Annotated in this window: 17 protein-coding genes; 9 read left to right on the plus strand and 8 right to left on the minus strand. The window is 34.9% G+C overall.

Annotation, left to right across the window (positions count from 1 at the left end):
• Positions 1 to 144: 144 nt before the first annotated feature.
• The 5 genes from typA to VB248_RS13765 all read right to left on the minus strand — a co-directional run bounded on the left by typA (position 145) and on the right by VB248_RS13765 (position 7,523).
• Positions 145 to 1,953 carry a translational GTPase TypA gene (gene typA, locus VB248_RS13745; protein WP_323297363.1) on the minus strand — a complete coding sequence of 603 codons (1,809 nt, stop codon included), beginning with the start codon at positions 1,951 to 1,953 and terminating at the stop codon, positions 145 to 147.
• Between the two features lie 336 nt (positions 1,954 to 2,289).
• A complete protein-coding gene (locus VB248_RS13750; RefSeq protein ID WP_323297364.1) occupies positions 2,290 to 4,134 on the minus strand; it encodes a sensor histidine kinase in 1,845 nt (614 codons plus the stop codon).
• A gap of 212 nt (positions 4,135 to 4,346) precedes the next feature.
• Positions 4,347 to 5,189 (minus strand): phytoene/squalene synthase family protein, encoded by an 843-nt coding sequence (locus VB248_RS13755; RefSeq protein ID WP_323297365.1) that lies wholly within the window; start codon positions 5,187 to 5,189, stop codon positions 4,347 to 4,349.
• A 36-nt stretch (positions 5,190 to 5,225) separates the two neighbouring features.
• Positions 5,226 to 6,698, minus strand: coding sequence for a phytoene desaturase family protein (locus VB248_RS13760; RefSeq protein ID WP_407652910.1), 1,473 nt, complete (start codon positions 6,696 to 6,698; stop codon positions 5,226 to 5,228).
• Between the two features lie 318 nt (positions 6,699 to 7,016).
• The gene (locus VB248_RS13765; protein ID WP_323297367.1) at positions 7,017 to 7,523 is read right to left on the minus strand and encodes an RNA polymerase sigma factor; all 507 of its coding nucleotides are present in this window, start codon (positions 7,521 to 7,523) and stop codon (positions 7,017 to 7,019) included.
• Between the two features lie 360 nt (positions 7,524 to 7,883).
• On the opposite strand from VB248_RS13765, the gene VB248_RS13770 reads away from it, so the two are divergent.
• From VB248_RS13770 to VB248_RS13790, 5 genes are all read left to right on the plus strand, one after another.
• Positions 7,884 to 10,208: a TonB-dependent receptor gene (locus tag VB248_RS13770; RefSeq protein WP_323297368.1), complete on the plus strand. Its 2,325-nt coding sequence runs from the start codon at positions 7,884 to 7,886 to the stop codon at positions 10,206 to 10,208.
• A gap of 45 nt (positions 10,209 to 10,253) precedes the next feature.
• The gene (locus VB248_RS13775) at positions 10,254 to 10,421 is read left to right on the plus strand and encodes a hypothetical protein (RefSeq protein WP_323297369.1); all 168 of its coding nucleotides are present in this window, start codon (positions 10,254 to 10,256) and stop codon (positions 10,419 to 10,421) included.
• A 158-nt stretch (positions 10,422 to 10,579) separates the two neighbouring features.
• Positions 10,580 to 12,709 carry an AAA family ATPase gene (locus VB248_RS13780; protein WP_323297370.1) on the plus strand — a complete coding sequence of 710 codons (2,130 nt, stop codon included), beginning with the start codon at positions 10,580 to 10,582 and terminating at the stop codon, positions 12,707 to 12,709.
• On the plus strand, positions 12,706 to 13,521 hold the full coding sequence (locus VB248_RS13785; RefSeq protein WP_323297371.1) for a DUF3226 domain-containing protein: 816 nt from the start codon (positions 12,706 to 12,708) through the stop codon (positions 13,519 to 13,521). Before VB248_RS13780 ends, VB248_RS13785 begins: the two co-directional genes overlap by 4 nt.
• A gap of 258 nt (positions 13,522 to 13,779) precedes the next feature.
• The gene (locus VB248_RS13790; RefSeq protein ID WP_323297372.1) at positions 13,780 to 14,730 is read left to right on the plus strand and encodes a c-type cytochrome; all 951 of its coding nucleotides are present in this window, start codon (positions 13,780 to 13,782) and stop codon (positions 14,728 to 14,730) included.
• 163 nt (positions 14,731 to 14,893) lie between these two features.
• On the opposite strand, the gene VB248_RS13795 is transcribed toward VB248_RS13790, so the two are convergent.
• Positions 14,894 to 15,028 carry a DUF2256 domain-containing protein gene (locus VB248_RS13795; RefSeq protein ID WP_323297373.1) on the minus strand — a complete coding sequence of 45 codons (135 nt, stop codon included), beginning with the start codon at positions 15,026 to 15,028 and terminating at the stop codon, positions 14,894 to 14,896.
• Between the two features lie 168 nt (positions 15,029 to 15,196).
• On the opposite strand from VB248_RS13795, the gene VB248_RS13800 reads away from it, so the two are divergent.
• The 3 genes from VB248_RS13800 to VB248_RS13810 all read left to right on the plus strand — a co-directional run bounded on the left by VB248_RS13800 (position 15,197) and on the right by VB248_RS13810 (position 17,147).
• Complete coding sequence (locus VB248_RS13800; protein WP_323297478.1) at positions 15,197 to 15,775, plus strand: YdeI/OmpD-associated family protein; 579 nt, start codon at positions 15,197 to 15,199, stop codon at positions 15,773 to 15,775.
• Between the two features lie 67 nt (positions 15,776 to 15,842).
• Positions 15,843 to 16,574: a phytanoyl-CoA dioxygenase family protein gene (locus VB248_RS13805; protein ID WP_323297374.1), complete on the plus strand. Its 732-nt coding sequence runs from the start codon at positions 15,843 to 15,845 to the stop codon at positions 16,572 to 16,574.
• 33 nt (positions 16,575 to 16,607) lie between these two features.
• Positions 16,608 to 17,147, plus strand: a complete 540-nt coding sequence (locus VB248_RS13810) for an NADPH-dependent FMN reductase (RefSeq protein ID WP_323297375.1) — start codon at positions 16,608 to 16,610, stop codon at positions 17,145 to 17,147.
• A gap of 94 nt (positions 17,148 to 17,241) precedes the next feature.
• Here VB248_RS13810 and VB248_RS13815 read toward each other — a convergent pair whose 3' ends face one another.
• Both VB248_RS13815 and VB248_RS13820 read right to left on the minus strand, forming a co-directional pair.
• Entirely contained in the window at positions 17,242 to 19,533 is a 2,292-nt protein-coding gene (locus VB248_RS13815; RefSeq protein ID WP_323297376.1) for a PAS domain-containing sensor histidine kinase, read from the minus strand.
• 429 nt (positions 19,534 to 19,962) lie between these two features.
• Entirely contained in the window at positions 19,963 to 21,849 is a 1,887-nt protein-coding gene (locus VB248_RS13820; protein ID WP_323297377.1) for a CocE/NonD family hydrolase, read from the minus strand.
• 411 nt (positions 21,850 to 22,260) lie between these two features.
• Between VB248_RS13820 and VB248_RS13825 the strand changes: the two genes are divergently transcribed.
• Positions 22,261 to 23,085 (plus strand): alpha/beta fold hydrolase, encoded by an 825-nt coding sequence (locus VB248_RS13825; RefSeq protein WP_323297378.1) that lies wholly within the window; start codon positions 22,261 to 22,263, stop codon positions 23,083 to 23,085.
• The last annotated feature ends 77 nt before the right edge of the window (positions 23,086 to 23,162 follow it).

The following is a 23,162-nucleotide window of genomic DNA, read 5'->3' on the forward strand; positions in this document are numbered from 1 at the left end:
TTTTTTATAAATTTTTACTTTTTTTTCGATTATCAAACAACCTTTATGAAAAGTACTCTGTCTATATAAGTACAAATAATAAAGCAATTAGTGATAACATAGACAACCCCTCCGACTTGAATCAGAGGGGTTTGTTTTTTATGCTTAGTCAACTTTTTGTTCCATACGTTTACGCATACTTGGATCCAAGTAAATTTTACGCATACGAATTGACTTTGGAGTAACTTCTAAGTATTCATCTTTTTGGATGTATTCCATAGATTCCTCTAAAGAGAATTGGATTTTCGGAGCGATTTTAACGTTTGTGTCAGTACCAGAAGCACGCATGTTCGTTAATTGTTTCGCATTCTGAAGGTTTACTTCAATATCGTTCTGACGGTTGTGTTCGCCAACTACCATTCCAGCATAAACCTCTTCAGAAGGGTCAATGAAGAAAACACCTCTATCTTGTAATTTATCTACTGCATAAGGCGTAACAACACCTGAGTTCATAGAAATCAAAGAACCGTTGATACGTCCCGGGATTGGGCCTTTGTAAGGTTCATAAGCTTTGAAACGGTGTGCCATAATAGCTTCACCGAAAGTAGCTGTCAATACTTTAGAACGCATACCAATCAAACCACGTGAAGGAATGTTAAATTCTAAGTGTTGTAAATCACCTTTAGGTTCCATGATTAACAATTCACCTTTTCCTTGTGTTGCTAATTCAATTACTTTACCTGCCGATTCGTCTGGAACGTCAACTACTAAAGTTTCGATTGGTTCTAAACGCTCGCCATTAGGCCCTTCTTTGAAAATTACTTGTGGCTGACCAACTTGTAATTCATAACCTTCACGACGCATCGTTTCGATTAATACAGACAAGTGAAGAATACCACGACCAAATACTAAGAATTTATCTTCAGAATCAGTAGTAACTACTTTCAAAGCTAAGTTTTTCTCAGTTTCTTTGAACAAACGATCACGTAAGTGACGAGAAGTAACAAATTTACCTTCTTTACCAAAGAATGGAGAGTTGTTGATGGTGAACAACATATTCATCGTTGGTTCATCAATCGAAATTCTTGGTAATGCTTCTGGCGTTTCGTAGTCAGTAACAGTATCACCAATTTCAAAATCTTCGATACCCATCATAGCACAAATTTCACCAGCACTTACTTCTGAAACTTTTACTCTTCCAAGTCCTTCAAATACTTGAAGTTCTTTGATTTTCATTCTTTTTACAGAACCATCAGCTTTCATCAAAGCTACTTGCATACCTTCTTTGAAAGTACCACGGTGAACACGACCAATAGCAATACGACCTACGAATGAAGAGTAATCTAAAGAGGTAATCTGCATTTGAGGAATACCTTCGTTTTCTGGTGCTGGAGGAATCGTATCAATGATTACATCTAATAATTCAGTAATATCTTCCGTTTTACGTTTCCAGTCAGTACTCATCCAACCTTGTTTAGACGAACCGTACAAAGTAGGGAAATCTAATTGGTCTTCAGTAGCATCTAAGTTGAACATCAAATCGAACACTTGCTCGTGTACTTCGTCTGGGCGACAGTTTTCTTTGTCAACTTTATTAATAATTACGATTGGTTTCAATCCTAATTGAATCGCTTTTGATAATACGAAACGAGTTTGAGGCATTGGACCTTCAAAAGCATCCACCAAAAGGCAAACACCATCAGCCAATTTCAATACTCTTTCTACTTCTCCTCCAAAGTCCGAGTGACCCGGAGTATCAATGATATTAATTTTTACGCCTTTGTAGCGAACAGATACGTTTTTAGAAACGATAGTGATACCACGTTCACGCTCCAAGTCGTTGTTGTCAAGAATTAATTCTCCAAACTCTTGGTTATCACGAAATAACTTTGAAGCATGGATAATTTTATCAACGAGGGTAGTTTTACCGTGGTCAACGTGAGCAATGATGGCAATGTTACGAATACTTTGCATGATTTCAATTTGAAAATTTGAAACGGGCTCGCCCGTGCGATGAATTAATTTGAAAATGAAATTGTAAGAATTATAATCTTCAAACTATCTGATTTCCAAATTTACATTTTAGGGTGCAAAGGTAAGGATATTATCTTAGAAAAATGCTATTCACTTGAAAAAATAACAAAGAAATAAATCAGAGGTCGCTTTTAGCCTACAATTGGCTAAACAATTGTAAATCAACCATTAGAAGTGTATTTTAGATTTGAAAAATGAAGAATTTAATATAAATTAAGTAAGAAAAAATATAAAAAATGCAATTTTATAAAATGTATTCCCTATTGAAATCCTATTTTACTTGGTCGGTACTTTCAATTCAATTCTTGTTCCATTTTGTGGTTTTGTGTAGATTTTGATAGAACCATTCATCGAAGAAGCCCTCTGTGTCATGTTATTCAAGCCATTTCCTTGCTTTACTCGTACTTCATCAAAGCCAATTCCGTTGTCTTTAATCATGATATTAAAAACGTCGTTGGCACAAGTAATGGCAATTTCTACTTCACTCGCTTGGGCATATTTTACGCAGTTATTAACGGCTTCTTTAAAAATTAAATAAATACTGTACTGTTTCAAAGGCGAAAAACTGATAGACGATACATCCGAAACATGGAAAGTATAATCTATATTTTTGGGTTCGAGCATCTCGGCAGTAAATTCTTTCATTTTTACAATTACGCTATCAAGACTTTCTTCGATTTGCTTGGTCGTCCAAACAATATCACTTAGCGAGCGTTGTACTTTTTCAGAACTTTCACTGATTCTTCGCACTAATCCTTTTACAGATTCTGGATTTTTTTCTATTTGATTTTCAACTACTTGACTTAAAATGCCGATACTGCTTAGGGTAGAGCCGATGTCGTCGTGGAGGTCTCTGGCAATGCGATTTCGCATTTGTTCGTTGGCTTTCAACTGGCGAATTACTTCCCCTTGGTACTGGTCTTTTTCTTTTCGGTCTCTATTAATTCTATAAGCCAAAGCAAAAGAAAGTAAAACCACTTCTAAGGCAGAACCAACTTGTAGGGCGTTTCGGGTAAAATTGTCGCTCGGTAAAATATTCGATAATTGCATGATGAATATTAAGGCACTTACCAAAAGAATCGACCACGCTCCCAAAAAAAACAAAGCCTCTTCTGAGCCTTGCATCCAAATATAAGTAGCCATTACTAAAACATACATGACAATAATGAAGGCAACCAAATTCAGAAAAGTAATGCTTATCGGCCCGAAACCAATCCAGTGAAAAAGCAAGAAAATAACCACAAGGCTAATAAGTACTTTTGAGATTTTTTCAGAAATGGGCAAATACTTATCGGCATTCAGAAAACTATTGGCAAATAAAAGTCCAAACGAAATACCCATCGAAATAAAAATGGGCGTAAAACGGTTGAACCATATCGCATTTGGCCACAAAAATTCATGAGAAATTCCTTTGTTGTAGGCAAAAAATCCAGCAAACGACAATACATAAATCACATAATAAAGATATACTTTGGTACGAACCGTGAAGAAAATAAAGAAATTGAAAATAGCCATTACCAACATAATGCCTAAGTAAATGCCTTGTAGTAAATCTTTTGGATGGTTTTCTTCAAAATATACTTTTAAAGGAGCAATTCGCATCGGGAATAGCAAGGGAAGCGAATTTTGAAAACGGAAATAATAAGTGGCTTTTTCGCCTGCTTTGAGATTGAGGTTGTATAAATAGAAATTACTTTTTAAATCTCGCTCGCCGAAAGGCACATAAACCCCCGATTTTTTCTTACTTACTTGATTGTTTGCACCAATTTTATAAAAAGTAATACTGTCGATAGTGGCTTCGGCAATTTCGAGAAAAAGGTTTTCGGTAGTTTTGTTTTGTAGTGTGATTCTTGCCCAGATGACAGATGAAGTAATGCCAAAACTTGGCGTAGTTTGTAAACTTCGTACAAAATAGGCATCAATATCGCTTCGTTTACTGATGTCTTTGAAAGGAATTATCTTGGTCTTGTCTTCAAAAATTTCAATTTCCCGCCCGATGTTGTAGGCTTCATTCGGGTTTGTAATCACTACATTTCTTTGTGAATATGTCTGAAAAGACAAGACAAACATCCATACAAAAGCCAAAATCACATCTTTCATTTCCTTCATGTAATGATACATATTCAACAAATTGGAACGATGAATACAAATGAGTACTATACGAATAGTTTCAATAGCTGAAATTTTTACATTTCTTCGTACAGCTCTAAATATTGGTAAACAATATAAGTTAGCGTCAAAAATACAAATAATGTAAACTTTATCAAAGAAAAATACAAAAGCCACTGAAAGCAATAGCTCTTCAGTGGCTTTGATAATATAATATGTGTTTGCTAAATTGTATTAAGCCTGATTTGGAAATAAGTACTTGCCAACAAAGCGATTTTCTGGAAATCTGGAACTCTGATTCTTTCGTTCTGAATTTTAGAAGCTGGGCAACCTTTTATTTTATCGAAAAGTCTTAAATAATATCTGTAAGCTAAATAAACTCCTGCTTTTGCTCCTTGTGGTAGCCCTATGATACCACGCAAAGCGGCATCAAAATCAGCTTGAATATCGTCTTCGATAGTTTTTTTGTCTTCTAATGTAAAATTCTTAAAATCCACATTAGGGAAATAAGTACGTCCTCTTTCTTGAAAGTCAGATTTGATGTCTCTCAAGAAATTTACTTTCTGAAAAGCTGCACCCAAACGGCGGGCATCGTCTTTTAATCTATCATACATTTCGGCATCGCCTTCGCAGAAAACTCTGAGGCACATCAAACCCACCACTTCTGCCGAACCATAGATATACTCTTCGTAGCCTACTTGGTTGTAGTCGGCGAAGTACAAATCCATTTCCATTGAATGCAAAAAGGCTTCAATCAGTTCATGCTCGATGTTGTACTGATTAACAATCAATTGAAATGAATTCAAAACAGGATTTAAGCTAATCCCTTCTTCGATTGCTAAATAAGTATCTGCCTTGAAGCGACTCAATAAAGATTTTTTATCAAAACCATGAAAAGTATCTACAATTTCATCTGCATAGCGAACAAAACCATAAATCGCATAAATCGGCAGATGAAAGCGTTTGTCCAAGGTTTTAATACCTAATGTAAAAGATGTGCTGTAATGTTCAGTAATGACCTTACTACATTCAAGGGTTGTTTTTGTATATAAATCCAAATGATTCATCACAGATAGCTTTTTAGTTTGAGGGTTAATATAAGTTTATGGTTTCCTGAACTCTTTGTTTACTTCATTGGCTACTACCATTCCTGAAATTAAGGATGGCGGAACGCCCGGCCCCGGTACTGTTAATTGTCCGGTATAATAGAGATTTTTTACTTTTTTGCTTTTCAACGTGGGCTTCAATAAAGCTGTTTGCATTAAAGTATTTGCCAAACCGTAGGCATTTCCTTTGAAGGCATTATAGTCTGCTTTGAAGTCGCTATGAGCATAACTTCTTTTGAAAACTACGGCATCACGGATAGAAACGCCACAGTATTTTTCTAATCTTTCCATGATGATATGGTAATACTTCTCACGGATTTCTTCGCTATCTTCCAAATCTGGTGCTACTGGAATGAGTAAAAAGACATTCTCACAACCTTCTGGAGCAATACTGGCATCTGTTTTTGATGGAGCAGAAGCATAAAACAATGGTTTTGATGGCCACTGTGGCTCTGTGTAAATTTCATGTGCATGCACCTTGAAATCTTCATCAAAAAACAAATTATGATGTAATAATTTAGGAATACGTTTGTTGATACCCAAATAAAACAAAAGTGACGAAGGTGCCATTACTCGTTTGTTCCAATAAGCTTCGTCGTAGTTTCGGTATTTATCTCCCAACAATTTATCTTCAACATGATGATAGTCGGCACTGGCAACAACTACCTCTGCTTGGAACTCGCCTTTATCTGTTATTACTTTTTTGGCTTCGCCTTTGTCGATTTCTATTTTAGTAACGTTTTGTTCGAGCAGAATTTTTACACCTTTTTCCTTTGCCAAAGCTACCATTCCTTCAATAATCTTGAACATTCCGCCCATTGGATACCAAGTACCCAATTTCATTTCTGCATAATTCATCAAACTATACATGGCTGGTGTATTTTCGGGTGTAGCTCCTAAAAACAAAATGGGAAATTCCATCAGTTTCAAGATTTTCTCGTCTTTAAAAAACTTACGAATGTGCGAAGAGAAAGATTGAAACACATCAAGCCGAACAACATCATATAATAATTTAAGACTCAAAAATTCTGTAATACTGGTCGAAGGTTTCCAAACAAATTGATTAATACCCACATCGTACTTGTACTCTGCCTGACGCAAGAACTCTTGAAATTTGGCTTTACTTCCTGCTTCCATGCTTTCAAACAAATCCCCTAATTTATCAATACTGGCTGGTAAATTAATGGTTTCGTTATTGGCTAAAATTACCGCATAAGAAGGGTCTAAACGTACTAAATCGTAATAGTCAGAAGGTTTTTTACCAAAAGCGGCAAAGTAATTTTCAAAAATATCAGGCATCCAATACCAGCTTGGCCCCATATCAAAGGTGAATCCTTCTGTATGAAAAACCCTCGCTCTACCTCCTGCTACACTATTTTTTTCTAAAACTGTAACGTCATAACCTTTATCCGCTAAACTTGTTGCTGCTGCTAATCCCGAAAACCCAGAACCAATTACAATTACTTTCATATTCAATCTCTGCCTACGAGGGTTTATTAATTTAAGTATTTAACTAATTTACTCTTGCATTGTTTAAAGACTTTTCCCTAAACTACTATTCAAATAAGAAAATACCTACTACTATTGAATAACTTTATTGATGATTGAATAGAAAAATAGGGTTCAACAAAAAAGTCGAACAATCGCTCGACCTTTTGTAACATTCTTCTGTTAACCAAAAAACTAATCTATTGCATATCTCAGCAATTGAAATCCGCAAATTGATTTAGTCGATTAGAGTTTCTTTGTGTTGATGAAGTGTAACGCTGAAACAAATCAACTAAATAACTAACACGCATACATGTGTAATCTATCTTTCAACTCTTTACGAGCTATATGTATTCTGTTTTTCACTGTACCGATTGGAATATCCAATTTCTCGGCAATTTCATGGTATTTAAACCCTCTGAAATACATCATAAAAGGCGTTTTGTAGGCATCTTCCAAAGCCGAAACCGCATTATTGATGTCGTTCATAGCGAAAGTGCTGATAGCTAAATTATCAGTGCTACTTTCTGTTGAGTTAATGAAGTGTAAATTATCTGAAGTATCAATAAAAGTATTCTTTCTCACCATTTTTTGATAATTGGTGATGAAAGTATTTTTCATAATGGTATATAACCAAGCTTTTAGGTTTGTTCCTTCAGTATATTTCTCTCTATTAGTAAAAGCTTTTAATAGCGTATCTTGAAGTAAGTCATTGGCTTCTTCGTAGTCTCTTGTTAGCTTCATGGCGAAAGGCTTTAAAGACTTAGATACTTTTCCGATATGATAGGTAAATTCTAAAGCTGTCATTGTTTAGTTTTTCTTGATGTTTGTTTAACAAATATACATAATAGTTAAACAAAAAAACAAACTAAAAGTGCATAAATTTTTTAAATGATTTAGATTAAACTTATTTATTATCAATATATAAGCCCAAAAATGCCCTTTTTGTAGCTTTTAAGCCTGTTTTTGAAAATAGTGCCTCAAAAAATAATTGTTTAATATAATGTATTATATGTTAAACAAAGTTGAACAAAGTACAGACTTATATTTAAAATTGAAGCATTTGTAATACTTGAGCTATTTCGCTAATTTTGCAACAGCATTGCATAAAATACAAAGTCGGTAGATTCTTCCCATATTTCAAGCCGATGTACAAAATACTTCATCATGAAAAAATCCTTCCTTATCTTTTGTTTAATCCTTCTTTTTACCTTTTCGGTTGATGCACAAAAGCAAACTTGCAATTGCACACTTCAAGGCGTAGTACATGAAAAGGATATTCACCAAGTAGTAGCTGGGGCGGTTATTTATATCAAAGGCACAAACATTGCTACTTTTGCCGATGCCAAAGGCAAGTATTCGTTCAAAAATTTATGCAAAGGAAATTATATACTGGTTTGTCAAGCCGTAGGATTTCAGAAAGTAGAAGTACCTGTAAGCCTTAGTAATGAACATCAAGAAGACTTTTCATTGGAAGATAAAGACGAACACTTACAAGAAGTAGTAGTAAGTGGAAAGAAAATGGAAAATGTTACGCAGGCTAAAGGCATATTAGAAGGAGAAGCCCTCGACCAAACCAGAGGACAAAGCTTGGGCGAATCGCTAAAAAGTATTACAGGTGTAACCACGCTACAAACGGGAAGTTCTATTTCAAAACCGATTATTCATGGAATGCACTCCAACCGTGTACTGATTCTTAATAATGGTATTCGTCAAGAAGGACAACAGTGGGGAAGCGAACACGCCCCAGAGATTGACCCTTTTGTGGCGAAGAAGCTTACAGTTATTAAAGGTGCGGCAGGTGTGCGATATGGTTCGGATGCTATTGCGGGCGTAATCATGGTTGAGCCTGCTCCCTTGCCTGATTCTGTAAAAATTCACGGTGAAATCAATTCCGCCGCTTTTACCAATGGAAGAATGGGCGTTATTTCGGGTATTGCAGAAGGAGGAGTATCTGCCATAAAAGGTTTAGCTTGGCGAGTACAGGGAACTTATAAACGTGGAGGCGATATTAAAACCGCCAACTATTATATGGCAAACACTGGCGTACAAGAAAGAAACTTTTCGGTAGCTCTCGGTTATAATAAAATACATTATGGAACAGAAATGTTCTTTAGTTATTTCGATACGCAACTGGGTATTTTTGCAGGCTCGCATATTGGTAACACAACAGACTTACAAAACGCTATCAACAGCTCGAAACCCAACGAAGCTTATACCCCTGCTGAACCAAGTTATAATATTAATAGACCCAACCAAGATTTAGCACATCATTTGATAAAGCTTAAAAGCTTTGCGATTGTAGATAAACTCGGAAAGATTACGCTTACACTGGCTCGTCAGTATGATTGGCGTTTAGAGTATGACGTTCCGAGAGGAAATCGTAATTTAAACACCCTTAATTTTAAACTTACTACCTACACGGGCGAGCTTTTATTAGAACACAAACCGCTTTTTAATATCTTCTCAGGCTCAGTAGGCATTAGCGGAATGTATCAAGAAAACCTTTCTTCTTCTTATGAACTTACGAAGCCTTTAGTGAATACAGTACTCATTCCCAATTACCAAGTAAGTACGGGTGGATTGTTTGTGATAGAACGTTATTTAAAAAAGCGATGGGAGTTTGAAACAGGGCTACGCTATGATTTCAGAAATGCACAGGCTTATGGACTTACGTTTACTAATCAAGCCTACAACAATTCTTTTACTTTCAATAACTTCTCGGCTACTGCTGGAACTACCTATACTTTAAATGACCACATCGACTTTAAATTCAATGCGGCATTGGCTTGGCGAGCCCCCAATATGAATGAATTGTTTTCAGACGGGATTCACCACGGAGCGGCAGCTTATGAGAAAGGAAATATCAACCTTCAACCAGAAGTAGCTCATAATCTAAACTTTACGGCAAATTATAGTAGCGAAAAGCTCAATATAGAACTAAGTCCTTACTTGAATTTTATAGATGACTTTATCTATTTAAAACCCCGTTCGGTTGATGGCGTACTACAAAGCGTGCTTACCGTGCGTGGAGCTTTCCCTGCTTTCGATTACACCCAAGTAAATGCCCGATTTGCAGGGCTTGATGTTTCTGCTACCTATCAAATCACCGAAAAGATAAGTCTTTCAGAAAAGTATTCGATGGTAAGAGCAAAAGACATCTTGAATAATCAGTACATGGTAAACATTCCGAGCGACCGTTTAGAGAGTAGCTTAAAATACGACTTCAAAAAACAAGGGGCATTTATCAGTATTGGCAACGCTTTAGTAGCTCGACAAACAAGGGTAGAAGCCAATAGCGATTTCCTTGCACCACCGCCCGCATACAGTCTTTGGAAAGCAGACGCAGGCATCAATATCAGCAAAGTCAGTCTTGGACTTAGCGTCAGCAACGCCTTTAATGTGGCATACAGAGAATATTTAAACAGATTCAGATACTTCACCGATGATATGGGCAGAAACATCTCCGTTCGGGTAAAGTACTTATTCTAATACATCGGATACTTTAGCTTTGCGATAGGTCATATTTACTTTGCGATGGCTTATATGTATCGTGCGATTGGTCATATTTGCTTTGCGATGGCTTATATGTACCGTGCGATAGGTCATATTTGCTTTGCGATAGCTTATATGTATCGTGCGATGGGTCATATTTGCTTTGCGATAGCTTATATGTATCGTGCGATAGGTCATAGTGTAAAATGAATATAAAAAAGGAATATTAGCTTTACAAGTGAGCCTGTTAGACCCTGTTACTAAAACTGTACACATAATAATAATGAAATACCATAGAAACTTTATATAGTATTTATCAGCAAGAGTTTAGTGTTATTTTTTTGTAGATTTGCGTAAAATGCTTGAACATGGATAAATACATTCAAATAAACATCGATGAGCTAATACTCGATGCCAATAACTATCGATTTATAGATCATAAAGATTATACAAAGGTTGATGAGTTCCAAGTAAGCGATAAACGTATTCAAGAACGTACTTATCGTTTATTATTGGGAAAGAATGAAGAGAATATAACAGACTTGATACTTAGTTTCAAAACGAATGGTATTCTAAAACTTGACCCTATTCAAGTCAGAAAAATATCAGAAGCTAAGTATTTAGTGATTGAAGGAAATCGTAGAACGGCAGCATTAAAGTTCCTACAAGAACAGTATAAAAAGAACTTTGATATTGGAAAACTCAAAGAAGAAGACTTTAGAGCAATAGAGGTTGTTTTAATCTCTGATGAGAGTCCTGTTCAACACCTAATTACAATGGGCTTACATCATCTTAATGGGAAAAAGAAATGGAGTTTAATGAATCAATCACAACTTATTCAAGATTTATTGAATATTCATCATTTATCCGAGGACGAGATTTCTAACTCTCTGGGGTTTGGTAAAACCATAATTAGGAGAAGTATAAGAACCTTTTCACTTATAAATCTATACAAAAAGAGTGATTATGGTGACCAATTTAAAAGTGAGATGTATCCTATTTTTCAAGAAATAGTAACAAATCTTGAATTAAGAGCTTGGTTAGAATGGGATGAGTCGTTAATGAAACCCTTAGCCATAATTAATCAAGAGCGTTTATTTTCATGGCTTTCGACTATTCCCGAGACCAATGAAGAAGATGATGAAGAAAGTGATAGAAAATTACATCCGATTATCTCTAAACGTGACGAGATAAGGTCTTTAGCCGAATTTATTAATGACTCGGAAGCTGTAAAGGCTATGGAAAGTAAGCGTAGCATTACAGCCGGATATGTACTTAGTGATGGTGTAGGAACTTCTCGCTTTAAGAATTCTCTTGAAAATCTTGAAAAAGAAGTTCAAAGTGCATTTCAATTTAGTCAGTATATGACTGATGATGACGCTAATAAATTAAATAAGATACAAGATAAACTTTCTCGTTTACTATTACTACCTGTCAATAAAAGTCAAGTAAACCTAACTGAAAGAAGGGGAAGCCAATATTTCTCATCTATAGATAGGCACTTTAGCACAATAAAGGTTCATAAGTATCGAAAACTTGTAGATATAGATATTAACAAATTAAGCAAAGTTAATTTATTTGCTGGTGGCAATAATACAGGTAAAACTTCAGTGCTGGAATTAGTCTATCTGTTTACTAAATTAAATACAATTCAATCCTTGATTGAGCTTGAAAAATTTAGAGGTCGTTTTTATCAAGATTTTAGTGCTAAATGGTTTGATACCTTTTTTATTGATAAAATTCATCTTGAAGGTTGTTTCAACCGTAAAGAATGTTCTCTTTTTTTACAGAAAATTGAAACTACTGAAAACATTGATAAAAGCTATTACCTTGATAGCATTGAATCAGAGGCTAATGTAAATGGAGATACTTTTACAAGTACACTTCATTTATTCTCTAACAGAGAGCCTCAGCTTTATTTTGATAAAAGTCAAGTTTTGTGCGAAGCTGCTTTTAGCAGCCCTTACAGGTATAATGGTGATTTGCTTAAAAAAGCTCATGCAAAAGCCATTCAAGAACGATACTTTGAAAAAATTGTCAAGTTCATTCAAGATAAAATGGACAACAGTATTGAGGAAATAGAAATGGTAAACATTGATAATACTTCTCGTTTTATGGTTACTTCATCTAAGTTAAACCATGCCATAGATTTAACAAAGTACGGAGAAGGGCTACAAAGAGTTTTTGAAATAGCATTATTCATGGGGTACTGTCAGAATGGAGTACTCTGTATTGATGAGCTTGACAGTGCTATTCACAAAAGTTTACTTGTTGATTTTACGGGATTTATTCAAGAATTAGCAGATGATTTTAATGTTCAGTTATTTTTAACTACTCATAGTAAGGAATGTATCGATGCGTTTGTCGAAAATGAATATCCTGATACAAATCTAACAGCATTCGCCTTACAAGAAGACGATGGAAAAATATCGTGTAAGTTTTTAGAAGGGAATAAACTTAAAGCTTTGGTCGAATCATTTAATATAGATATCCGATGATTACTCAGATTATAGCCGTTTTGTGCGAAGGTCCTCACGATGTTGCTTTTTTAGTAAAAATATTGAAAACAGAAGGTTTTAAAACTATTGATTTTACCAAGTTTTCTGACCTCCCATCTCCAATGGGTGACTTATTAAAAGAAGAGGTACGAAAAACCAATCTTGAAGAACTTCGTTTGACTCAACTAAGACAAGCCTTACTTCCTACAAACATTCTTAAGAAAGATAATATTTACCTATTTTTTTATGCACTTGGTGGAGAAAAAAGAGTGGACTTAAGGAATTCTATTTTAGAAAAATTTAAGTTATTAATTCCACAAGCAGGAGAATTAAGCATGCTACCTAAAGATACACAATTAAAAGTAGCTTATGTTTTTGATGCTGATAATAAAGGGGTAGAGGCACGTATTAAAGAGCTAAATCAAGAATTAAGAAAGGTTTTTCCCAATTGTAATTTTCAGAATAACTCCGACATAGTTGTAGATGAAATCACGTTAGGATGCTATATTTTTAGTAAAGCAGGTACTAATACGGGAAAATTGGAAAATCTTATATTACCTCTGATGAAATCAGGGAATGAAGCTATTTTCGATGATGCAGAGAGCTTTTTAAATGCTCATACAAACATAAAGTGGAAGAAAGATTATGACCAAGAAAAAGCTATTATTGGGGTAGCAGGACAGTTACAAAAATCGGGAAGTACTAATACTGTCATTATTGCTCAAACAGATTTTATAAATGAGATAAAGATACAACGAGACTCTAAATGCCAAGAAATAATAGATTTTTTCAATTTACTAACTAGGTCTTAGGCTATCTGTGCGATGATATTTACTTTGCAGTTGCTTATATTATGTATAATAATAAGCTTGTTTGTTACTAATAAAGTCTTCTGGAAAGTTGATATGCGCATTTTAGTTTAGCGAGACTATACTCCTAATTCATGAGAGATTAACTATTTATTAATGAGTTATTTAAAAGAAAATCCACTTGTATAAATTAAGATTGTTATTTATTTTTATATGAATTAATAGTCACTTTAATTTTTTATTAATAAATACTCCTTAATCATGAAAAAATTCATTAAAATCCCCCTGATCGTCTTAGGAACGATTGTTCTAATTGCTGCAATAGGTTTAACCTACTTTAATGTTAGAGGAATTCCTAAATATGAAGTTAATATTCCAGCAGAAATTCAAACTACCAAAGTTGAAGTTACAGCTCAAAGAGTTGCTCGTGGTGAAAAAATTGCTACTGTTCTATGCAATGGTTGTCATGCTAATTCAAACAATCGCTTAGTTGGTAAACATATTGGAGATTTACCCAAAGAATTTGGAAAAGCTTATTCATTAAATATTACTCAAGACAAAGAAGATGGAATAGGTAATTGGACAGATGGAGAATTAATATATTTTTTGAAAACAGGTATCAAAAGAGATGGACATTTTTCACCCATTATGCCTAAGTTTCCAAGAATGGCTGATGAAGATGTAAAGTCAATTGTGGCTTACTTACACTCAGACCGATACCCTGTTTTGGCAACCAAAGGAAAGCAACCAGCGCAAGAGCCGAGTTTGCTGTTGAAAGTACTAACAAATACAGTGATAAAGCCTATTGAAATAGTTAAAGAACCTATCTATATACCTGATTCAACAAACTTAGTAGCTTTTGGTAAATATGTTGCCAATGACATGATTGCTTGTTATGCTTGTCACTCCAAAGATTTTTCTAAGCAAGACCCTCTTTTCCCTGAAAAATCTTTAGGATTTTATGGAGGAGGTAATGGAATGCCTGACCTTAAAGGAAATATTATCTACACTTCTAATTTGACCTTTGACGAAGAAACAGGTATTGCTAAATATACTGAGCAACAATTTATAGATGCTGTGAAACTTTGTAAAAAGCGTGATGGAACTATATTAAGATACCCAATGATTCCTCATGTTACCTTAACAGACTATGAAGTAAAAGCAATTTATGCTTATCTCAAAACGATTCCAAAAATTAATAATAAAATTTAAACCTTAGTTTTAGCAAATAAGTAAACGTTTTGAGTCTTTAAAATGATTTTCAATTATTATGCAAAGGCTCAAAACGTTTTATATGAACACTATCCCTTATTTAGAAAAACTGAATCTATAAAAAAATAGATTTTACACTATTATAAAGTATGATGAATGATAGCTACGCCCTCCTGCATCGTTCTGAACAGTATTTTACTTCTTCCCAAACTCTTTCCCATTTCTTTCTCCAAGTAAATGGTTTTCCACAGGTGACACAGATTTTTGTGGGTAAGTCGGATTTCTTTATCATTTTCATGGCTAAAAAATTTATTTCTAAGGAAACAGGCTTTTCTATAAAATGTTTTCGATGAGCTATTGGGTTTTATGTTTCAGAGAAATACTCTTAATGAAAGTGCAATTCAAATAAGGAAAATATCAAAAGACAAAGTAATTTTAAACAACGAACTATTTGACATGAAATATGATGAATCCTAAAGTTGACTTTTATTTTGAAAAAGCTGAAAAATGGCAAGAGGCATTGGAGCAATTAAGAAAAATTGTCCTTGAATGTGAACTGACCGAAGAGTTGAAATGGGGTGTTCCTTGTTACACTTTTCAAAAGAGTAATATTGTATTAATCCACGACTTTAAAGAGTATTGTGCTTTGTTGTTTATGAAGGGTGCTTTATTGGATAATTCCAAAGGACTGTTGATTCAACAAACTGAAAATGTGCAGGCTGCCAGACAAATTCGCTTTACCAATCTTCGGGAAATAGTGGATAATAAAGCCATTTTAAAAGCTTATATTTATGAAGCCCTTGAAGTAGAAAAAGCAGGATTGAAAGTAGAGCTAAAAAAGACAACAGAGTACAGTATTCCAGAAGAATTTCAACAGAAATTAGATGAGTCCACAAACTTAAAAACAGCCTTTGAAGCCTTAACTCCCGGACGACAAAGAGCATACTTATTACATTTCGCTCAACCCAAACAAGCTAAAACACGAGAAGCAAGAGTAGAAAAATGTATTCCCCAAATTATGGATGGGAAGGGGTTGAATGATTGAGGTCATTGTTTAGAAAAAGCACCAAAGTATCGTAGAGAAAAGTATTTTATGTTTAGATATATTGCAAATGGACAACATCTTTAATCTTCACCAAGAAGAACTTTCAGAACAAGGATTTACTATTGTTGAAAACATCTACACCAAAGATGAAGTAACACAAATATTAAAAGTAATTGATAACATAGATAATTCAAAAGCCACTTTTAGGAAATCGGCGGATTTATTTGCTATTAGGCAGTTTTTAAAAGAAGTTCCTGCTACACATTCACTTATCTTTAATAAAAATCTAACACAGTTAATCAGTCAACTTTTTGGGCAGGATTTCTTTGTGGTGAAAAGTATTTATTTTGATAAGCCCGAAACATCAAATTGGTATGTTCCTTATCATCAAGATTTAACGATTTCGGTAGATAAGAAAGTAGAAATAGAAAATTTTGGTCCTTGGACGGTAAAGCAAAATCAATTTGCCGTTCAGCCTCCCATAGAAATCTTGGAGAATATCGTAACAATAAGAATTCATTTGGACGATACAAACGAAAACAATGGTGCATTAAGAGTAATCCCGAAATCGCATAGTCAGCAAATTTATAGACCTGAACACATTGATTGGACGAAAGAAACTGAAACCACTTGTTGTGTAAAGCAAGGTGGTGCAATGATTATGAAGCCATTAATTCTTCATAGTTCAAGTAGAACAACCAATCATCAGAAAAGAAGAGTAATCCACATAGAGTTTTCAAACATTGCTTTGCCAGCAGCATTACAATGGGCAGAATGGATGAAAGTGAATACTAATTAAGATGTAATTTCAACTCATTAATAAAACCTAACAATGAAAATACTCGCTTTCGCAGGAAGTAACAGCAGAGCTTCCATCAATAAAAAATTAGTTACGCACGTTGCTTCTTTTTTCAATGGACACGACATTGAAATCTTAGATTTGAATGACTACGAAATGCCTTTGTTTAGTGTGGACAAATTGGCAAAAGATGGTATTCCGTCACTGGCAACAGATTTTGCTAAAAAAATAGACAACAGTGATTTTCTGTTGATTTCATTTGCTGAAAATAACGGAGCATATACTACTGCGTTCAAAAATATATTTGATTGGGTTTCTATGATTCAAGGTCGCCCTGTATTTGGCAATAAACCTATGTTTTTGTTATCTACTTCGCCCGGGCCAAGAGGTGGGGCAAGTGTGATGGAAATTGCCAAAAACAGAATGCCTTTTAGCGGAGGCAGAGTATTGGATACTTTTTCTTTGCCCAGTTATAACAAGAATTTTGTAGAAGGCGAAGGCATTACCAACGGCGAATTTGCAGCGGAGGTAGCGACAAAAATTGCTAAAATAAAGATGGAGTTGTCGATGTGACGGCTTTTTAGCAATAAAACAATCTTAATAGAAGTGAATTTATGTTACTTCTATTGAGATTATTTTTATAGAACGAGGAAAAACACGAAGGTTGTTAGCTGTGGTACTGCATCGGAAATACTAAAGTAAATTCAGTGCCTTTTCCTTCTTCGCTTTTGAATGTGATTGTACCACCGAGTTTATGAGTAAATTCTCTGGTAATGTTGAGTCCCAAGCCTGTGCCGTCGATATTCAATACATTGGTAGCTCTAAAAAATATATCGAATAGGTTTTCTTGGTCTTCTTTGGGAATTCCTATACCATAATCCTTGATTTTGATGCTAAAGCTTTGTTCTTCAAAGGATAAACTTAGGCATGGATTGGGTTTGTTTGTTGAATATTTGAAAGCATTATCCAGCAGATTGTTGATGATATGATGTAGCAAAGAGGCATCAGAATAAACGCTTTTACCTACTTCTGGCAAGATAAGCTCTAATGTTCGAGCATCCTTTCTTTCATGATAATACTGAAGATTGATTTCTTTAATTAAGTTAATGATGTCTAAGTGTTCTAATTGCAGCGTAATTTTATCATTCGCTGATTTTTCTAACAATAGCACATCAGAAAGCATTTCTGTAAGGCGTTTCGCTTGCGACGTCACTCTGTCGAGATGATGTTGTAGCTTACTTTTTATATCGGCGTTTTCCAACATACTGGTATAAATTCCCAGAATGTCGATACTCGTAACGATTGTCGCTAATGGCGTTCTGAACTCGTGTGAGGCAAAAGAGATAAATCTTGATTTCAGAAGGTTGATTTCTTTTTCTTTTTCCAATGAAAGCTCCAACTGACGAACGTGCTTTTTGGCTTCTTCGCTGTTTTTTCTTTCGGTTATGTCTAATAAAATTCCGTTGAAATAGGTTTTGTCACCAATTACTGTTGGGCTTGAAATACCCTGAAACCATTTTATTTCACCATTATCAGACTGTAACCTTCCTTCATAATTCCAATTGATTTTATTCGTAGTTACCTTAGAGAAAGAATCTAAGTAGGTTTGTTTATCTTCTTGATAAATGTATTTTGAAATATTCCTTTCTTTATGGTCAAAATTTATCCCGAAGATTTCTTCCATTTTAGAACTTAGAAATAGAAAATGTGATTTTCCATCAGCATCTACACATAATTGATACACCACTCCCGGTACATTTTCCGCCAAATTCTTAAACATCAACTCGCTGGCACTTAGCTGTTCTTGTACCAGTTTTTGCTGGGTGATGTCCACACTGATACCTATCAAACCTTCAACTATGCCATTTTCATTTACAAGCGGAATTTTAGATAATAAGTACCATACTCGGCGTTTGCTTGGGTCTTCAATAAGGGTTTCTTTGTTGATAATCGCCTTCCCAGTTTTGAATACACTTTGGTCTTCTTCAACAAATGTTTTGGCAAATTCTTCTCCGAAAGTCTCAAAATCACTTTTTCCCAAACCTTCTTTTTCATCTTTAAAGCCCAGATATTCAAGTTCGGCTTTGTTGATGAGTGTTTTTCTCGACTCTAAATCTTTTACATATACATTCAGAGGCAAGTTGTCTATAATACTTCGTAATAAGTTTTGTTCGTTTTTGAGTAATTGCTCCGTCTTTTTCTGCTCGGTGATGTCTCTTACATTCATCACAATGCCCTTGATAGACGGGTCTGCCAATTTGTTATTAAAATTGGTTTCTATCCAAATTATTTCTCCATTGGGTTTTATACAACGAAACCGCACAGTAGGAGTATAGTCGGGATTGGTATATACTTGTTTAAATGCTGAACTTAAATTGGCGAAATCGTCGGGATGAACTGTGTTGTTGCCGTATTCCGCTACCGTTTCAATGCCGAATATCTTTTTACCGCTATTGCTCATTTCAATCAGTCGGTTTTCGGCATTTACGATAACAATACCTTCTGTACTTTTTTCAATGAGTTTGGTGAATATACTTTCATTTTCAAAAAAAGTACCGTCTTTTACTTTGTGTTGGGTAATGTTTTTGAAATAGCCATGCCAAGTAATAGTGCCGTCTGCTTCGTCTTCTGGATTGGCAAATACTTCTATCCAACGGATTTCATCATTGTGCTGAATCCTGAATTCATAAAGCCAATCTGTTGAGTTTTGTTGTGCTTTTTGCAGAGAAGAAATAAAGCCCTGATAGTCTTCTTTGAGAATGGCATCTAAATAAACGGAAGTCTGCTGCTGGAAAGTAAACTGTTCAGCCTTGAAAAAGATATACTTTATCGCCTTACTAACGTAGGGGAAATTGATAAGTCCTTCCTCGGATAATTTTAGCTGAAACATTACTACCTGAGAATAACCAACAGTATTTTGAAGAAAATAATCAGTTTTTAATTCGTTCTCCACTTTCATTTAAATAGTTTTAATTGCAAGGAAACCAAAATGTTCCAATTAAAGAAGCCTTTTATTGAGATTGTATCATTTAATTAAATAGGAGGGATTTTTTCACAACTTAGTACAAAAATTAATATGTGCGAAATGGTTTTGTAAAAATTCGGCAATATTTTGTATTTTTTTGTTAAATGTCTAAAAAAACACATTGAATGTCTAATCTTTATTTTTTAATTACTCGCTGTGTTTAATTTCTGTTAAACAAAAAACTTCATTAAGATTCTTTTTTATTCTTTAAACATAACTCACCCCGAATTTTATCATCTATTTAAACTAAACGTTCTTTAATGACAAAATTCGGGGTGAAATATATCAATCACTTAACTGATATTATGGAATACTTGTTTAATAAAAAGAAAATCCATAGCCAGTATTATGTGTTTTCCTTTATTATTTCAATACTTCTACCGAAATTTTGCTGTTGCCATATACTCGGTGCGTAGCTTTTTGGAAATCACTTTCTTGGGCTTTGTAAATGTTATCCACATATTTTTGTGGATTAATATCAAACAGTGGAAAAGCCGTTGATTGTACTTGAATCATGATTTTGTGTCCTTTTTTGAAAGTATGCAAAACGTCTTGCAAGCGGAAATCAATTTTAGTGATTTTATTTGCCACCAAAGGCTCTGGTTTACTAAAAGAATTTCTAAATCTCGAACGCATAATTTCACTTCTAACCATTTGCTGATAACCGCCCAAAGTAATGTGTTTGGGTGTGTAAGGCGTGTTTTTCTCGTCGCCCGGATATACATCTACTAATTTCACAAACCAGTCGGCATCAGTTCCAGTGGTTGAAATGTTTAGATTTGCCATAATTTCGCCACCCAAAGTAATGTCTTCTGTCAGTACATCGCTTTCAAAAGTCAGTACATCCGTTCTTCTTCCTGCAAAACGTTGGTCTTCACTCATATAATTTCGTGGACTAAAACCTAAAATTTGCTTTGGGTCTTCGGTATAAGGTACTGGTTTTGAAGGGTCTGAAATAAATTCTGAAAAGCCATTCGCCGATTTTCCTTCAACAATTTTTCCGTTTGGACTCAAGTAAAAATCTATTTTCTGTGCATTCTTTACAGGATATTCGGCAAACTCACGCCATTCTTTTTTACCAGTATCAAAAAGCGTAGCTTCGGCTAAATTAGTTTTTCCGTCGCCAGACTCTTTAAGGAAGTGTTTGAAAAATTTCAGTTCAATATTTTTCTGATAATAAGTAGAGATACTATCGCCGAAGTAAATATTTGAATGGAAGTGATGCCCACGCTCACGAGCCCAATCGCCATGCCCAAAGGGCCCCATCACAATTGAATTATAAATATTCGGGTTGTTTTTTTCTACGGTTTTGTAAACCGTAAGTGGGCCGTACAAATCTTCAGCATCGAACCAACCGCCAACAACCATAATAGCAGGAGCATTTTTAATGTTTTTTAAATGTGGAACGATACTTCTTTTTTGCCAGAAATCATCATAATTTGGATGTTCTACGTGTTCTTGCCAAAAGAAGTTTTTGCTATAATTTTTTCCTAAATTTTTGAGTGGCGACATCGTTTTGTACCATTCAAAACCATCATAAGTTTTAATCGTCGGGAATTCGTCATCGTACCAAGAGGTTGGCGTTGGTTTGGGATGTTGTAACCCAAAAACAGGGAAAGTAAGTCCATAACCAATGGTAAATGCTCCATTATGGTGAAAATCATCAAAGAAAAAATCTGAAACTGGAGCTTGTGGCGAAGAAGCCTTCAAGGCTGGATGCCCGCACAAAGCACCAGCAATGGTATAAAAACCGGGATATGAAATACCGTATTGTCCAACTCGCCCATTGTTGTAAGGTAAATTTTTCACCAACCAATCAATCGTATCATAAGTATCAGAAGCTTCATCTACATCGCTATTGGTTTTTTTGTTTGGAATGTGCGGTGTCATGTTTGTCCAAGTACCTTCCGACATCCATCTACCACGCACATCTTGATTCACAAAAATAAATTTCTCTCTCATCAAGTACCTCGAATACGACAAAAGCGTAGCGTACTCGTCTTTTCCGTAAGGAGCAACGTCGTAGCAAGTTCTTTGCATCAAAATCGGGTATTTATTATCTGGCGAAGCGTCTTTGGGTGTATAAACATTGGTAAAAAGTTTTACGCCATCTCGCATTACAATTTCGTACTGCGTTTTGATAAAGTTTTCACGCACAAAGGCAGAATCCATTTGAGCAACCGTCATTTTTTGTGCTTGACTCAAAAGCGAAAAGCTACAAATAGCAAGTATCAAGAATAGTTTTTTCATGTTTTGTTTAAAATTTGTTGAGTAAAGTGCAATTTAAGTGCTTCTTGAATCAAAAGAAAATATTTCACGAAAGCAATTCTGTCTTCTAAGATATAGTCGTCTTCAAGTGTTGGTAAATCCACAAAATAGCTTCTGAATTCCTTCTGTATCGTCCCTTCTTTTCATCATTATTTAGTAAGTACTTATCATAATTACGAAATATCGTAGATTTTTGTAAATTCTTATTTGTGTAAAACATTGATTTTCAAATGATTGTGTATTTGGCATTTCTCTTGACTATTTAATAGTCGAACTTAATAACATACAATCATGAAAACACTTTCTAAACTTTTTATTCTTCATTATCAACCCAGCTTGAGATTGAAAAACTTCCTCTCAGCTATTGTTTCATTTCTAATCTTAACAAATACAATGACCGCACAAACCAAAAGAGTACCCGCTTCTCTTGGAAGAGAAGAGTACGTAGAAGTTGAAAAAAATGTAAAACTTCATGTAAGCGACCTCGGCGAAGGCACACCTGTCGTGTTGATTCATGGCTGGCCTTTGAGCGATGCCATGTACGAGTATCAGTATCAATACTTGATTCAGGAAGGTTATCGAGTAATTGGTATTACTTTACGAGGTTTCGGTAAATCCGACAAACCTTATGGCAAGTACGACTATGATGTGTATGCTGATGACATAAAGGTAGTTTTGGACAAACTTAATATTCAGAACGCTACTTTAGGAGGTTTTTCCATGGGTGGAGCAATCTCAATTCATTATACAGCCAAGTACGGAGCTGCACACATCAATAAATTGGTACTTTTTGGAGCAGCCGCACCAATTTGGTCAAAAAAGGAAGACGTAGATGAGCTTATCGCACAGAGTAGAATCAACAGACCTCAATTATTAGAAAATTTCGGTAAAATTTTCGCTGCTACCGAAACAGCCATTTCGCCAGCTTTGGGTGCTTGGTTGGGAGCAATCAATTTAGAAGCTTCACCTTATGCCACTACGCAAAGTTTGATAGCCTTGCGAGATGGTGATTTGCGTACAGATTTAGGAAAAATCAAGATTCCTACGGCTATTTTTCACGGAACGAAAGACAAAATCTGTCCTTTTAATTTAGCAGAAGAAATGCACGCAGGTATCAAAGGTTCATACATTGTAAAATTTGAAAATAGCGGACATGGCTTATTTGTAGAAGAACTTCAAAAATTCAACAGCGAATTATTATCGTTTTTGAAGAAGTAAAAATGCAAAACCGTAATTTTTACAAGTCAAGCCTCAGTTTTGCCATTTTCTGGCCTTTAAACCTATTCTAACTTTGT

The sequence above is a fragment of the Arcicella rigui genome (assembly GCF_034929435.1).
Taxonomy (GTDB): domain Bacteria; phylum Bacteroidota; class Bacteroidia; order Cytophagales; family Spirosomataceae; genus Arcicella; species Arcicella rigui.